The sequence below is a fragment of the Pseudomonas khorasanensis genome (genome assembly GCF_014268505.2).
In the GTDB taxonomy this organism is placed as follows: domain Bacteria; phylum Pseudomonadota; class Gammaproteobacteria; order Pseudomonadales; family Pseudomonadaceae; genus Aquipseudomonas; species Aquipseudomonas khorasanensis.
The window spans coordinates 60,970-75,861 of the sequence record NZ_JABWQP020000019.1 but is presented as its reverse complement, the minus strand read 5'-3'; the positions used below and the strand labels follow the sequence as shown (position 1 = coordinate 75,861).

General features: G+C 60.7%; 13 protein-coding genes and 1 riboswitch. Of the genes, 4 read left to right on the top strand and 9 right to left on the bottom strand.

Translation table 11 applies throughout. From position 1 onward, the window contains the following. A partial coding sequence (locus HU727_RS24745; protein WP_496197708.1) for a calcium-binding protein occupies positions 1-468 on the top strand: 468 nt, incomplete at its 5' end. A 95-nt stretch (positions 469-563) separates the two neighbouring features. Here the strand turns inward: HU727_RS24745 and HU727_RS24740 are convergent. The 5 genes from HU727_RS24740 to HU727_RS24720 all read right to left on the bottom strand — a co-directional run bounded on the left by HU727_RS24740 (position 564) and on the right by HU727_RS24720 (position 9,671). After that, a complete protein-coding gene (locus HU727_RS24740) occupies positions 564-3,299 on the bottom strand; it encodes a winged helix-turn-helix domain-containing protein (RefSeq protein ID WP_186530458.1) in 2,736 nt (911 codons plus the stop codon). Between the two features lie 175 nt (positions 3,300-3,474). Next, the gene (locus HU727_RS24735) at positions 3,475-4,839 is read right to left on the bottom strand and encodes a DUF1329 domain-containing protein (protein WP_186530460.1); all 1,365 of its coding nucleotides are present in this window, start codon (positions 4,837-4,839) and stop codon (positions 3,475-3,477) included. Between the two features lie 27 nt (positions 4,840-4,866). Further along, positions 4,867-6,756: a DUF1302 domain-containing protein gene (locus HU727_RS24730; protein ID WP_186530461.1), complete on the bottom strand. Its 1,890-nt coding sequence runs from the start codon at positions 6,754-6,756 to the stop codon at positions 4,867-4,869. Between the two features lie 337 nt (positions 6,757-7,093). Continuing rightward, a complete protein-coding gene (locus HU727_RS24725; protein WP_186530463.1) occupies positions 7,094-8,776 on the bottom strand; it encodes a fatty acid--CoA ligase in 1,683 nt (560 codons plus the stop codon). Positions 8,777-9,041: 265 nt separating this feature from the next. After that, a complete protein-coding gene (locus tag HU727_RS24720) occupies positions 9,042-9,671 on the bottom strand; it encodes a LysE family translocator (protein WP_186530465.1) in 630 nt (209 codons plus the stop codon). Between the two features lie 91 nt (positions 9,672-9,762). Between HU727_RS24720 and HU727_RS24715 the strand changes: the two genes are divergently transcribed. The 3 genes from HU727_RS24715 (at position 9,763) to HU727_RS24705 (ending at position 12,607) form a co-directional block, all read left to right on the top strand. Beyond that, on the top strand, positions 9,763-10,728 hold the full coding sequence (locus HU727_RS24715; protein WP_186530467.1) for a 2-hydroxyacid dehydrogenase: 966 nt from the start codon (positions 9,763-9,765) through the stop codon (positions 10,726-10,728). Positions 10,729-10,761: 33 nt separating this feature from the next. Then, complete coding sequence (locus HU727_RS24710) at positions 10,762-11,760, top strand: methyltransferase (protein WP_186530469.1); 999 nt, start codon at positions 10,762-10,764, stop codon at positions 11,758-11,760. 49 nt (positions 11,761-11,809) lie between these two features. After that, positions 11,810-11,934: riboswitch (yybP-ykoY riboswitch) on the top strand. Positions 11,935-12,022: 88 nt separating this feature from the next. After that, complete coding sequence (locus HU727_RS24705; RefSeq protein ID WP_186530471.1) at positions 12,023-12,607, top strand: TMEM165/GDT1 family protein; 585 nt, start codon at positions 12,023-12,025, stop codon at positions 12,605-12,607. 122 nt (positions 12,608-12,729) lie between these two features. Here HU727_RS24705 and HU727_RS24700 read toward each other — a convergent pair whose 3' ends face one another. From HU727_RS24700 to HU727_RS24685, 4 genes are all read right to left on the bottom strand, one after another. Next, complete coding sequence (locus HU727_RS24700; protein WP_186530473.1) at positions 12,730-13,548, bottom strand: M48 family metallopeptidase; 819 nt, start codon at positions 13,546-13,548, stop codon at positions 12,730-12,732. Between the two features lie 107 nt (positions 13,549-13,655). Next, on the bottom strand, positions 13,656-14,279 hold the full coding sequence (locus HU727_RS24695; RefSeq protein ID WP_186530476.1) for an SOS response-associated peptidase: 624 nt from the start codon (positions 14,277-14,279) through the stop codon (positions 13,656-13,658). 36 nt (positions 14,280-14,315) lie between these two features. Continuing rightward, on the bottom strand, positions 14,316-14,576 hold the full coding sequence (locus HU727_RS24690; RefSeq protein WP_186530477.1) for a putative signal transducing protein: 261 nt from the start codon (positions 14,574-14,576) through the stop codon (positions 14,316-14,318). 9 nt (positions 14,577-14,585) lie between these two features. Further along, positions 14,586-14,768, bottom strand: a complete 183-nt coding sequence (locus HU727_RS24685) for a CPXCG motif-containing cysteine-rich protein (protein WP_186530479.1) — start codon at positions 14,766-14,768, stop codon at positions 14,586-14,588. Positions 14,769-14,892 lie beyond the last annotated feature (124 nt).

Below are 14,892 nucleotides of genomic sequence, written 5' to 3'. Positions count from 1 at the left end.
ACCAACGTCAGCTATACCCTGTCGGCCAACGTCGAAGACGGTGTGCTGCTGGGCAACACCGGGCTAAGTCTGACCGGCAACACGCTGAACAATACCCTCACCGGCAACGCCGGCAACAACATTCTGGACGGTGGAGCCGGCGTCGACACCCTCATCGGTGGTACCGGTGCCGACATCTTCAAGTTCAGCCTTGTCAGTGACATGGGCGTGGGTACTACTCGTGATGTCATCAACGACTTCAACGCCTTGCAAGGCGATAAAATCGACTTGACAGCGTTCGATGCCAATCTGACGATTGCCGGCTTCAACGGCTTTACGTTCATCGGTGCCGGTGATTTCAGCGGTGCAGGCCAACTGCGTTTCGTGGACCACGTGCTGTCAGGCAACGTCAGTGGTAACGCTGGCGCGGATTTCGAAATCCAGTTGGTAGGTGTCAATACATTCAGTGCCAACGATCTGGTGGCCTGAAGGCCATAGCAGAGACTCCTGGCCTGTTTCATCGCCCGGAAAGAAAAACGCCCCACTGGTTCGGGGCGTTTTTTTTATGCCTGCGCATTTTGCGCCTAACTCAGTAAGCCCAACGCCTTGGCCCGCGCTACCGCTTGGGTACGCCGCTCAACTCCCAACTTGCTATTGATATGGCTGGCGTGGGTTTTCACCGTATGCAGGGAGATAAACAACTGCTCGCTGATTTCCTGATTGGAGCAGCCTTGAGCGATCAGGCGCAATACCGCCAGCTCGCGGCTGCTGAGCTGTTCGGTGGTAGGGCTTTCTGTGGCTGGGCGCAGCAACGGTGTCGGAAAATGCGTGAGTAATTGCTGGCCCACTGAGCTCGAAGTGAGCACCTGCAATTGCCCTCGCAACCAGTCGGCTTGGGTTCTCAGCAGAGTGTCAAAGGGTTGAAAAACGCCTCCGGTAGCGGCTATCAGGGCTTGGCTCAACGCCTTGCGCGCCTCGGGCTCGCGCCCACCCGCCAGCAACAACGCCACCTTCTGCGTCAACGCCATCACACTGAGCAACTGCCGCCCGGTCCGCTGACCATTTTCATGCAACGCATTCAACCGCCCTTCCGCAAGCATCGGTTGCCCTTGAATCAGGTCAAGCAGCGCCTGTTGCAGTTCCACATGCAGTGGCAACTGTGGATGAAACTCCGGCGGCGCTGCTGCGCGCTCGCCGGTGTAGGTCTGACCCAACCGCGCCAGCCACGCTTCGGCCAGATCAGTGCGGCCCTGCGCCAGCCACAGTTCACATTTGACCAGGGTGATCATCGCCAGATAGTAGATTGGCGGCACGTCCCAGATGTGCATCAGGCGCTCGGCTTCGGCGAGTTCGGCGAAGGCTTTGGCAAACTCCCCAGTAGCCCCGTCCAGACGGGCGATGACGCAGTGACCGATCAATACGCTGATATCTCGACATGCGCGCGCCTCAGCGATTCCGGCCAGCAGTCGCACGCGTGCCACGTGGGGCTGCAAGCGCATCGCCAACAGAAAGCCTTCGTATAGCGTCAGCCGTGCACGCACTGCATACAAGCGTTGCGGCGACAACCCACGTAAACGCTCCAGGCCCTGATGCACTTCATCCAGCGCTCGCAGAATTTCGCCGCGCGCCTGCAACACGCGGGCACGGTCGTAATGCGCCAACGCTTCGAACAGCGGATTGCCAACCCGTTGCGCCAGCTCGAGGGATTCGCGGTTCAGCCCACGGGCGCGCCACAGGTCACCGTCGGCGATTGCCAGGTTCGACAGCGTAGACAGACACATCAAGCGCTGACCATAACGCTTGGCGGGCAGGCTCTCCAGAGCTTCGGTGCAATAGCGCAGCGTCAGCTCGCGATGGCCGCGCCCGCGAGCGATGATTCCGCTCAGCGCCAGCCATTGCGCCAGCATCGATTTCTGCGCGGTGGCAGAAGGCGCCGGCAGAAAGCGGCTCAGGTGGCTCGACAGTTCTTCGGCGGCATCAAGCTGACAGGCCAGCCCCAGCGCCCAGCTGTAGAGCACGATCAGCCGTGGCGTGCTGATCAGAAGGCTGTCGGGCAAGTCCATTTTCCAGCGCAGCAGCATGCCGACGTTTTGCTCGGCCAGCAGTTGTTCTTCAGAAAGGTTCTGTACCAGATTCGCCGCCACATCCAGATGGCCGGCGCGCAATGCCTGCTCCACTGCTTCGTCGAGCAGCCCCTGGGCATTGAACCAGCGACAGGCACGCAGGTGCAGCGTGGCCGGCGGCACGATCGCTTGAGCGATCGGCCGACTGCGCAACAAATCGGAAAACAGGTGGTGATAGCGATACCAATGTCCGTGCTCATCGAGCGGCACCAGGAATACCTGATGGGCCTGCAGAAAGCGCAGGATCTCGGCGCTGTCATGGGCCTCGCGCACCGCGTCGCACAGCTCGCTGCAAAAGCGTTCCTGCGGGGCGGTTTCGTAAAGAAACGATTGCACTTCGGCCGGCAGGCAATCGATGACCTCTTCGAGCAGGTAATCGCGAATCAGCCCTTCCCCGCCGTTCAGCGCAAGCGGGAGTGCCGCGTCGCTGCCCGCCTCGGACACCGCCAGCAGCCAGAAACGCAAACCGGCGACCCAGCCCTCACTGCGCTGGATGAGGTTTTCCAGCGCTTCGCCACGCAGCGAAGTGCAATGGCGATCAAGCAAGGCCAGGGATTCGTCGTGGGTCAGGCGCAGATCCTGCTCATGCAGTTCCAGCAATTGCCGAGACAGACGCAAACGCGCCAGATGCCAGTCCGGACGCTGCCTGCTGGTGACCATGACCAGCAAGCCATCGGGCAAATGATTGAGGAAAAATTGCAGGCAACGATCCAGCACCGGGCCCTGGGCGAGATGGTAATCGTCGAGCACCAGCAGCAACGGCGCCGCCGGATTAAGGTGCATCGCCAGCTCATCCAGCAGACCGTCGAGCCACTCTTCGAAGGCAAACGGTTGATGGCGCTGACGCATTTTCAGCAGGCCGAGGGCGCCAGCGCCCAAGGCGGGGTAATAGTCTTGTAAACCTTCGAGCAAACGTTCAAGAAACCGCCCGGGATCACTGTCACGCGGGCTCAGGCCCAGCCACAGACTTTGCCAATGCGCCGGGAGGCTTTGGCAGAACTCCACCGCCAGCGAACTCTTGCCGAACCCGGCCGGCGCGCTGACCAGTAAAAGTCGCCCCCCCAGCCCGGCTTGCAGACGTTCACAAAGGCGCGGCCGCAAGACATAGCCCTCAGGCAGCGGCGGGCGGAAAAAACGCCCGTCCAGTGCTGCGACGGTAATGCTTGCGGGACCCGGAAGTGGGGACAGATCAGTCATGGCCGGCTCTTGTTTGAAGGCGATTGGCGGCGTTGCAGATGTCCGCAGCCTAGCCTTAAACGAAGAGGTAATGAAGGTCGCTGCTACAAATGGCTACAAAAAGGCTACAGACACAAAAACGCCCCGAACCGGTCGGGGCGTTTTCACGAGGATGCGGCCTTGGTATTACTGCAGATTAGCGAACGCCTTCCTGGCGCAGAGCGGCCGGGGTGAAATCGCCGGTGGTGGCGGTGAAGCCGAAATCATAGGCACTCTTCTCTTCGTTCTTCATCCCCAGCGCCAGATAGCGGCCGGACTGCAGGTCGTAGAGGGTTTCCAGGGCATACCACGGCACTTGCTTGTCGTAGTAGTTCTGGGAATGTGCCTCGGCCACGCGCCACAGTTGACCGCGACCGTCGTAGTGATCGATCACCGCAGCCTGCCAGGTGTCCTCGTCAATGTAGAAGTCACGCTTGGCGTAGATGTGGCGCTGACCTTCCTTCAGCGTCGCCGTCACGTGCCAGACGCGGCGCAACTCGTAACGCGCCAGATCCTGGTTGATGTGGCCGGCCTTGATGATGTCGGAGTACTTGAGCTTCGGATCGTCGAGCTTGTAGCTGTCGGAGGCAATGTACATTTCTTTCTTGCCTACGAGCTTCCAGTCGTAACGATCAGGGGCACCGTTGTACATGTCGAGGTTGTCGGAAGTACGCAGGCCATCGGCCGCAGTGCCCGGGCCGTCATACGACACTTGTGGTGCGCGGCGCACACGACGCTGGCCGGCGTTGTAGACCCACGCCGAACGTGGCTCCTTCACCTGGTCGAGGGTCTCGTGAACCAACAGGACGCCACCGGCCAGACGCGCCGGCGCGGTCACTTTCTGCTTGAAGTAGAACAGGATGTTGCCCGGGTTCGCCGGATCGTAGTCCTTCATCTTGTCGCGGAACACGAACTGATCCTGGAAGTACACCAGGCTGTACGAGCCGTTCGGTTGCGGCGTGGCCTGGGTTACCAGACGGGTCACGCTGCCACCGCGATAACGGGTGATGTGGTTCCAGATCACTTCCACGCCGGTTTTCGGGATCGGGAACGGCACGGCGGTATCGAAGTTTTCGAGCCCGTTGCCGCCGGAGACCAGATTGGTGCTGGTCGCGTTCTTCTTGATGGCCGCGAACACCTCATCCGGCACGGTCGCGCCGCGGTGGGACGGATAGACCGGCATCTTGAAGGTTTCCGGGTAGCGCTTGAGCATCGCGTACTGGCCCGGGGCAAGTTTGTCCTTGTACTTGTCGGCATCCTTGGCGGTGATGGTGAACAGCGGCTGCTCACTGGCGTACGGGTTGGACAGAAAACCCTTGCTGTCGACGCTGCCGGCATTCTTCGCCATCGGCTTCCAGGCCGGGATCGAACCATCGGCATTACCGGCCATTTCCGCGCCCATCGGCGTCAGGCTTTTGCCCAGTTTATCCGCCTCGGCAGCAGGCACTGCCGCCATGACACCGGTCGCCAACAGCGACAGGCCCAGAACACCGGCGTGGAACAGACTTTTTGTTATTTTCATAAATTCGTTCGTCCTGAAATGCAGTGCTTAGAAGTTCACGCCGAAGCTGAGCGCCACGAAATCGCGATCATCCACGGTGGTGTACTTGCCGTCGAAGAAGTTGGTATAGGCCAGGCTCGCGGTGTAAGTGTTCTGGTACTCGGCATCGACGCCCAGGCTGACCGCTTTGCGACCTTCCTCGAAGTTGCCGCCAGGGCCTGGCGAGTAACCGCTGACGTCGTGGGACCAGGCCACGTTAGGCCGCAGGTTCACACCCGCGAACACGTCGTTGTAATCCCAGATCGCCCGACCGCGATAGCCCCAGGACATCGAGGTGGTGAAACCGTCGTTGTCGCAATTGCGGCTGCGGTTGTTCTGTGGCGAGCCCGGCCCTGCGCCGTTGATGGTGCCGTTGTTGAGAATGTTGACGCAGGTGTTGACGGTACCAGTGGCTGGCAGCTCGCCCGGGCCGTAGACCGGATCGCGGCCATAGCGCTTCTCGGAGCGGCTCTCCAGCCCGCCGACATAGGTCGCGCCGACTTCACCGACAAGGGTCAGACGGCTGGCGCCCATGACCTGATCGAAGAAGTGCGTAAAGGTCGTTTGCAGCTGGGTGATTTCCTTGCGCTCGTAGCCGTGCAGATCCTGGCCAGGCACGCCGTTGAGCAGCGATGCGTTGGCGAAGTTGCCGCCCAATGGGCGCACGCCGGCAAACAGGATATCGGTTGAGTTCAACTGCACCGGCGCGTTCGGACGGTAGCTGATCTCACCGCTCCACGCCGTACCGGTAGGCAGGGTGGTGGAGAAGCTCAGGCCGTACAGGCGGATATCTTCAGGGTATTCAACGAAGTATTGCGAGTTACCTGCGACCAGCAGCGGCGACAGCGCTGCGAATGGCCCCGGCAGAGCGGCGGCGGTGTTGTAAACCGACTGCGGCGCGCCGGTTGCACTGAAAATCGGTGCACGGCTGTGGTAATTCATGAAATAGGCACCGAATTCGGTGTCGAGCGGTTCGTACATGTACTTGAAGGACACACCGTACTGGCCGCTGTCACGCGCATCGCGATCCGGCCCACGGCGTACCAGCACGCCTTCGTTGTCGACGTTGACGCCGTTGGCCGCCAATGGCCCCAGCGCGATGGCCGGAATCTGCGAACGTTTGTTCAACACGCGCAAATTGTTCTCGCAGCCGTCGGCAATGATGTCCGGCTGGGAGAAGAACGTGCCGCAGTTGTCGACGACGGTCTGGTCCCATTCCAGCTGATAGAACGCTTCGGCCGACAGGTTATCGGTCAGGCTCTGCGACACGTAGAACATGTTGACCGGAATCAGGCCTTCCTTGATCTCGGCGCCGGGACGACGGAACGCGGACACGTCAATTGGGTTGATCGAGTTGATGCCGCCGCCGATGAAGGTACTTTCACCCCAGCTCACCACCTGTTTGCCCAGACGCACGGAGCCCGGCTGATCGGCAATCGCGTAGTTGTGGTAGACGAAGGCGTCGAGAATCTGCCCGCCGGAGGACTTCGCGCCCTCTTTGCGATTGCTGTCGCTGATGTCCTTGAACTGACGGCTTTCGTCCTTGAGTTCGAAGTCGTACCAGTATTTGCCCCGGACGAATACGCCGGTGTCGCCGTATTTCAATTCAAGGTCATGGATCCCCTTGAAGATCTTGGAGAAGGTTTCGCCGCTCTTGAAGTTGGCGTGACCGTCATCGGAGGTCTGCGACAGGCCACGGCCGCCGTTGTTGACGCCGATGAGGTTCTTGTTCGGGCTCTGAGTAGACCAACTGGCACCGATCGACAGGGACGAGTCGAACTGGCCTTCGATTTCACCGACGTTGAAACTGACGCCGAATGCAGGCCCGGCGAGCGAGGAGGCAAGACTGACCGCCAGAGGCAGTTTCGCCCGGCGCCAGAACTGGTTTACTGAGGTCATCGACGCTACTCCATGTGCATTATTTTTATGGCAGTGAGTACTTTTAAAAACGCTGTGAAGGACCGGGTGCCAGGGCTGCCCGACATCGCTCCAGAGTTGCTCGCCCCAATCAGTGCGTGTGCTGCGTTCTTAAAAAGTCCTTGAGCGGACTATAGCCAGCAGGGGGTACTGCTTGATCCCTCTAAAGTGTGATTTGCAGTCGCCAACCACTCTGGAACAGTCCTTTCGCCAGTCCGACACAGGTCGGCAGGCAAAGGATGGCTGATTTTTTCGATTTCACAAGCCAAGCGCTTGCTTGGTGGGTCTGGCGCGCCACTTTCGGCGCGCCAGCAGGCACTTAAAGTGTCGAGAGGAAGGTGCTGTTGTTGGCCTGCCATTCGGTGATGTCGAGGCGGATGCGTTTCTTGTCGAGCTTGCCGACACTGGTCTTGGGAATTTCAGTAACAAGGGCAATCTGACTGGGAATGGCCCACTTGCTCAAGTGCCCCAGTTCGACGAACGGCTTGAGGTGTTCCTTTAGTTCTTTCGCCCCGATCACTTGCCCTTCGCGGACCACCAGCAAAGCAAACGGGCGCTCGCCCCACTGCGGGTCCGCGATACCCACCACTGCTACTTCGCGTACCGCCCCATGCCGGCTGATCAGGTCTTCGAGGTCCAGAGATGAAATCCACTCGCCGCCGGTCTTGATGACATCCTTGATCCGGTCACGAATATCGATCACGCCCATGCTGTCGAGCGTTGCGACGTCGCCGGTGTGCAACCAGCCGCCGGACCAGAGCTCAGCGCCTTTTTGCGGTTCTTTGAAATACCCTTCGGTCAGCCATGGCGCACGCAGCACCAGTTCGCCCTGGGTTTCGCCGTCGGCCGGAAGGAAGTTGCCCTCGCCGTCGACGATGGCTGCCTCCACCAGCGGCCCCGGCACACCCGCCTTGATTCGGTACGTGGTGCGCTCGTCTTCGGTGCCGGCCATCAGTTCGTCGTTAAGGTGCGCGCAGGACACCAGCGGCCCGGTTTCGGACATGCCATACGCCGCCGTCAGCTGAATGCCGCGAGCCTTGGCGTTTTCATAGAGGGAGCGGTTGAGCGCGCTGCCGCCGATGACGATTTTCCAACCGCCAAAGTCGGTGCTTTGTGCGGCCTTGGCGTTCAGCAACATCTGCAGGATGGTCGGCACGCAATGGGAGAACGTGACCTTCTCCTTGCGCCACAACTCCACCAGATACTCCGGATCGTAGCGCCCCGGATAGACCTGCTTGAGCCCGAGCATGGTCGCCACGTACGGCAAGCCCCACGCGTGGACGTGAAACATCGGCGTGATCGGCATGTACACATCGTTGGTGCCGAGCAGGCGCACGCTGTCGATCGAGCCCATGATCGTCGCCACGCCGATGGTGTGCAGCACCAGTTGCCGATGGGTGAAGTACACGCCTTTCGGGTTGCCGGTAGTGCCGGTGGTGTAGAACGTTGTGGCGACCGAGTTTTCGTCGAAGTCCTGAAAGTCGTACTGCGGGCTGGCGGCGGCCAGCAGTTCTTCGTACTCGCCGACAAGGTTCGGCAGGTCAGCGGTTTTTTCCGGCAGATCGGTCAGCAGCAGGGTTTTCTCGACGGTGGTCAGCTGCGGCGCGATGGCCTTATACAGCCCGACGAACTCGCAGTTGACGAGCACGAAGCGGTCCTCTGCGTGGTTCATGGTGTAGAGGATCTGCTCGGGCGACAGGCGCACGTTGATCGTGTGAATCACCGCGCCGATCATCGGAATGGCAAACATGCATTCCAGATAACGATGGCTGTCCCAGTCCATCACCGCGACCGTGTCACCGGCCTTTACACCGGCCGTCGTGAGCACATTGGCCAGCCGCGCCACCCGTTCGATCAGGGTCGGATAGCTGTAGCGCAACTGGTCACGGTAGATGATTTCACGGGTTTTCTCATAACGGGCGCCAGACATCAGCAGCCGTTTGATCAGCAATGGATACTGGTAGGCCCCATCGGCCGGCGGAATGACCCGAGTCTGCAACATAAGAATCCCTTTTCTGACTGCACGGTGTTGGCGGAGAGATTCGTACTCTAATGCGCCTGCGTGACCGTCAAATCAGCCAAAGGAATGATTTGCAGAGCCGAACAAATGCTAGCTTTGAGCCAGCATTTCGGGCCGAAGTTGGAGAAAACACGACCTGTGGGAGCGAGCCTGCTCGCGAAGGCGTCGGATCAGTCGACATCTTGGTGACTGGACTAGCGTTTTCGCGAGCAGGCTCGCTCCCACAGGAATTAATGTGTTCCAGTTATCAGTGCATCTCGGTAAACGCGATTTTCACGCCGAGAGCAATCAGCACCGCGCCCATGGTGCGGTCGAACCAGTGTCCCATGCGGGCGAAGCCGGCACGCACGCGCTGCTGGCTGAACAGCATGGCCACCAGGCAAAACCAGATGGCCGTCGCCAATGCCAGGTACACGCCGTAACCGGCCTGCACGGTCAGCGGCGTGTGCGGGTTGATCACGACGGTGAACAGCGAAAGGAAGAACAGCGTGGCTTTCGGGTTCAGGCCATTGGTCACAAAGCCTGATGTGAAGGCGCCACGCGCGGTGCGCTCGCCGACTTCTTTGTGCAGATCATCGGCCACCGTTTTTGCCGGTTGCGCGCGCAGGGCCTTGAAGCCGATGTACAGCAAATACGCGGCCGCCGCCCACTTCAGCGCGTTGAACAGCACGATCGATTGCGACACGATCAAACCGATGCCGAGCAACGAATAGCCGACATGCAGGAAAATCGCCGAGCCCACGCCCAGCGCAGTCCAGGTGCCGGCCCGGCGACCATGGGTCACACTTTCGCGCACCACCACGGCAAAATCCGGACCCGGGCTGGCGACGGCGAGCAGGTGGATCAGTGCAACGGTCAAGAACTCGGTCCAGTACATGGGGGCTCCTTTCGGCCAGGCGTATCAATTTGTTTCATCTGGTAGGCTCGGCAGAGTACGCCCTCCGCTCACAGCACAAAAGGTACAGTTGATGACGAACACGCGCCGCGCGGTATTCCTTGATCACCCTTCGCTGGATCTCGGCGACCTGGACCTTGGTCCGTTGCGCGAATGCTTCAGCGATCTGCAACTGTTCGCCCAGACCCTGCCCGAGCAGCTCAGCGAACGCCTGCAAGGCGCCAGCGTGGCGATCACCAACAAAATCGTGATCGACGCTGCCGCCATGGTCGCCAACCCGCAGCTGAAACTGATCCTGATCAGCGCCACCGGTACCAACAACGTTGACCTCGCCGCCGCCCGCGCCCACGGCATCACCGTGTGCAACTGTCAGGGTTATGGCACGCCGTCGGTGGCGCAACACACGATCATGCTGCTGCTCAATCTCGCCACGCGCCTGGCCGATTATCAGAAAGCCGTGGGCGCGGGCCGCTGGCAGCAGGCGAAGCAGTTCTGCCTGCTCGACTACCCGATCGTGGAACTGCAAGGCAAAACCCTCGGCCTGCTCGGGCATGGCGAACTCGGCAGTGCCGTGGCGCGACTGGCCGAAGCCTTCGGCATGCGCGTGCTGCTTGGGCAGATTCCGGGCCGTCCGGCTCGGCCAGACCGCTTGCCGCTCGATGAACTGCTGCCGCAAGTCGATGCGCTCACCCTGCACTGCCCGCTCAACGAACACACCCGCCATTTCATCGGCGCCCGCGAACTGGCTTCGATGAAACCGGGTGCGTTTGTGATCAACACGGCCCGAGGCGGCCTGATCGATGAACAGGCGCTGGCCGACGCTCTGCGCAATGGCCATCTGGGCGGCGCGGCAACCGATGTGTTGAGCGTAGAGCCACCGAGCCAGGGCAATCCGCTGCTGGCGGCGGATATCCCACGCCTGATCGTCACACCGCACAACGCCTGGGGCAGCCGCGAGGCGCGCCAGCGTATCGTCGGGCAACTGAGCGAAAACGCCCAGGCGTTCTTCAACGCTAAGGCGCTGCGGGTCGTCAGTTGATAAACTGCGGCACTTTTTTTTCGAGGAGCAGTTATGGATCCGCGCAGTGAAGTACTGCTTCGTCAGGCCGAGTTATTTCAGGGTTCGCTGTTGCTGGCCGGCTTGCCCGCCGACGATTTGCTCGGGCGCCTGCCCAATGCATTCGGCTGGTGCTGGCACGCTGGAGATCAGGCCGCGCTGGACGCGCGTTTCGAAGGGCGCAGTCATTTCGGTGTGAATGCGCCGGAGCGCGAGTTCGACAGTGCGGTGGTGTTTCTGCCCAAGTCCAAAGACCTGACCGATTACATCCTCAACGCCGTGGCGTCGCGTCTGGCCGGGCGGGAAGTGTTTCTGGTCGGGGAGAAGCGCAGTGGCATTGAAGGCGCCTCCAAGCAGCTCAACCCGTTCGGCAAGCCGCGCAAACTCGACAGCGCGCGTCACTGTCAGCTGTGGCAAGTGACCGTGGCCAACACGCCTGAAGTGAAATCGCTGGAAAGCCTCGCGCAAACATACGAGCTACCGCTGGCCGAAGGCCCGCTGAAAGTCATCAGCCTGCCGGGCGTGTTCAGCCACGGCCGACTGGATCGCGGCAGCGCCCTGCTGCTGGAGCATCTGGACAAACTGCCAAGCGGGCATCTGCTCGATTTCGGCTGCGGCGCGGGTGTGCTGGGAGCTGCGGTCAAACGTCGCTATCCGCACAATCAGGTGACGTTGCTGGATGTCGACGCATTCGCCGCCGCCAGCAGCCGTCTGACCCTGGCCGCCAATGGTCTCGAGGCCGAAGTGCTGACCGGCGATGGCATCGACGCCGCACCGATGGGCCTGAGCGCAATTCTGAGCAACCCGCCGTTCCATGTCGGTGTCCACACCGATTATTTCGCCACCGAGAACTTGCTGCGAAAAGCGGCCAAACATCTGAAAAACGGTGGTGAACTGCGCCTTGTCGCCAACAGCTTCCTCAAGTATCAGCCGTTGATCGAGGAGCATCTGGGGATCTGCGCGATCAAGGCCGAGGGCAACGGTTTTCGCATTTACCGGGCCAAGCGCGGCTGAAACCCGTTTTAAAAAGAGGCTTGCTCTATCGGATTTGCCTAGGCAGAATCCGCTCCGTCCTAGGGGAGTAGTCTCCCACGAGCACCAAGCTCGTCCGGCATACGTCAACATACTTGATCCTCAGATCATGGCGTATGCGACCCAAGCGTCCGCAACAGACGGATCGCAGGGTTTGACAAGACCTATGACACGCACACCTTACCCGGGGCGGGAAGGCTGTACGTGTCATAGCCGTGTCGACCCGCCCCTTAGGAAATCCCTGATGCTGGACTCGTTACTCGTTCCCACCGCTATCGTTGCCTTGGCCGAAATCGGCGACAAGACGCAACTGCTCGCGCTGATTCTCGCCGCTCGCTTTCGCAAACCCTGGCCAATCATTGCCGGGATTGTCGCCGCGACGCTGGCCAACCACGCAGCAGCCGGTGCGGTAGGTGCCTGGGTCGGCGGCTTTTTCTCCGACTCCGTCCTGCACTGGATTCTCGCGGCGAGCTTCGCCGCCACGGCGCTGTGGACGCTGGTCCCGGACAAAATGGATGACGACGAAGCCAGCACGGCGCGCAAGTTCGGGCCATTTCTGACCACGCTGATTGCGTTCTTCCTTGCCGAAATCGGCGACAAGACGCAGATCGCCACAGTGATGCTCGCTGCGCAGTATCCGGAACTGTGGCTGGTGATTATCGGCACCACGGTCGGCATGCTGATCGCCAACGTGCCGGTGGTACTGGCGGGTAATTTTGCCGCGGACAAGTTGCCGCTGACCCTGATCCGACGCCTGGCGGCTTCGGCGTTCATGATTCTGGCGATTGTTGCGGTTTATAAAGCGATGCAGAGCAGTGGCTGGGTTTAACCGGATCGCCCGGTAACCGCGTCATCGTTCTTCGCGAGCAGGCTCGCTCCCACATTGGATCGCATTTCAATTGTAGGAGCGAGCCTGCTCGCGAATGGGGCGTCAGCCGCGCTGACGGATCATCAGGACTTCGGCGCTTTTTCGTACAACGGCATTACCTTCGGAATCGCCGCCTGCAACGAGGCAATCCGACTGGCCGAGGCCGGGTGGGTGCTCATGAATTCCGGCGGCGAGCCTTCCGAAGCCTTGCTCATCTTGTTCCACAACGTGATCGCCGCGTTCGGGTTGTACCCGGCCCGCGCGGCCAGCTCGAGGCCGATCAGGTCCGCTTCGTTCTCGTTGGCGCGGCTGTTGGGCAGGGTCATGCCGTAGTTGGCCACGGTGTCGGCCAGCGCCAGGCTGTCCTGACCCAGACCGAACAAGGCACCGGCGCCCTGCTTCGCCATTTCCATGCCGTAGGCCTTGGACATCGCTTCACGACCGTGTTCGCGCAAGGCGTGGGCGATTTCATGGCCCATGATCGCGGCGATTTCATCGTCGTTCAGCTTCAGGCTGTCGATCAGCCCGGTGTAGAAAATGATCTTGCCGCCAGGGCCGCAGTTGGCGTTGAGCTCATCGCTCTTGATCAGATTGACTTCCCACTGCCACTGCGCAGCATCCGGGCGGAAGGTCGGTGCCTGCGCGATCAGGCGGTTGGCGATGGCCTGGACCCGTCTGGCTTCCGGACTGGTCTTGTCCAGCACCCCTTTGCTCGACGCTTCGCCGATGGTCTTCTGGTAGGACTGGGCGTACATCTGGTCGACCTCTTGCGAGGACAGCATGCTGAACATGTATTGCTTGCGCTCCACGCCCACGGCACCGCCGCTCGTGGTGTTGACCGACTGGCAACCGACCAGCAACAGCGCCGCGCTCAGCGCACTTACAACCAATGTCTTGTTCATTCAAAAGCTCCCTTAAAACCTGAAGCGTATCCTAGGCGGGTAATGGTATCGGCGCCAGAGCTGCCGAAGGCTCGGGCCGCGATCGGACGATCTTTTCGCTTTTCATATCAGCCCGGGGTGAGACACTCCGGCCCGTTGAGCTTTGGATCGTTGATCAGGTTCGCCAGCACCCGCTCGCGCAACGCGGCGGGTTCGCTGGCGAGCAGCGCTTGCAGGGTATGCAGCGGCGTGTCCGGATCGAGCCATGCCGCCTGCCCCGCTTCATCGAGAATCAATGGTCGGCGCTGGCTGGAGGCCGATTGGGTGATCACGGCCGTACTCAGCCAGACTTGCTCCTGCACCGGATACGCCTCCCAGATCGCGGCAAAGAAAAGCGACGAGCCCTCCCCCGGCGTCAGCCAATACGGGCGCTTGCGCTGTGTGCCGCGCCATTCATAAAAACCGTTTGCAGGCAGCAGACAGCGTCGCAGGCGCAGGGCCTCACGAAACATCGGCTGCTCCGCCACGGTTTCCGCGCGTGCATGGGCCGGCGTGCGCGACAGATCGGTCAGCCATGGCGGCGTCAGCCCCCAGCGGGCACGGGCCAACGTGCGCTGGCCGTCTTCAGCAGCACGCAGCATCAACACCGAATCATTGGGGGAAATGTTCCACTGCGCCTGCTGATCGGCGGGAAAACCTGGCAGGGCCGCAAAATCACGGTTCCAGCGAAACAGGGCATAACGTCCACACATGGCGCAACACGACTCAAGAATAAAACGAACGTCAGCCTAACAGACCAGCGTCCCGGGGAAGCTCTCCGGTTCGTCACCGGGCAGCGGCAGCGCGGCATTGTACGCAGTGATCAGTTCGCGGGCGTATTCCGCCTGATCGTTGTCGACCGACAGGCCCAACAGGCCAAAAATCGGCAGTTCGCCCGTGCCGCCGAGCAGGTTCTGCCCCACCAGGTGCGCCTCGATGCCTTCGCTGGCGAGCATGCCCTTGAGCATTTCGCCTTCCATCAGGTTCGCCGGTTCGTAGATTCGCTGCATACACGCCCCTCACTCGTTTTCGCTGAAGACTTCCAGGTGCCACTCATCTCCATGAACTTGCAGGACAAACGTGACCGGCCGACAACACACCTGACAGTCCTCGATATAGGTCTGGTCACCGGCGGACAGATCCAGTGATGTCTCGACCTGCTCCCCACAATAAGGACATTCATAAACAGCAGCTTCCAGCATCGCGGTCTCCCTAGTGACTTGTGCGTATAATCGCCGGTCTATTTGCAGGGCTATTTTTGTCTGGCTATTTTTTCAGGCCGTGCCCTGCGGTTTGTGAATCAAACCCTTTTACTTACCCTAGCCG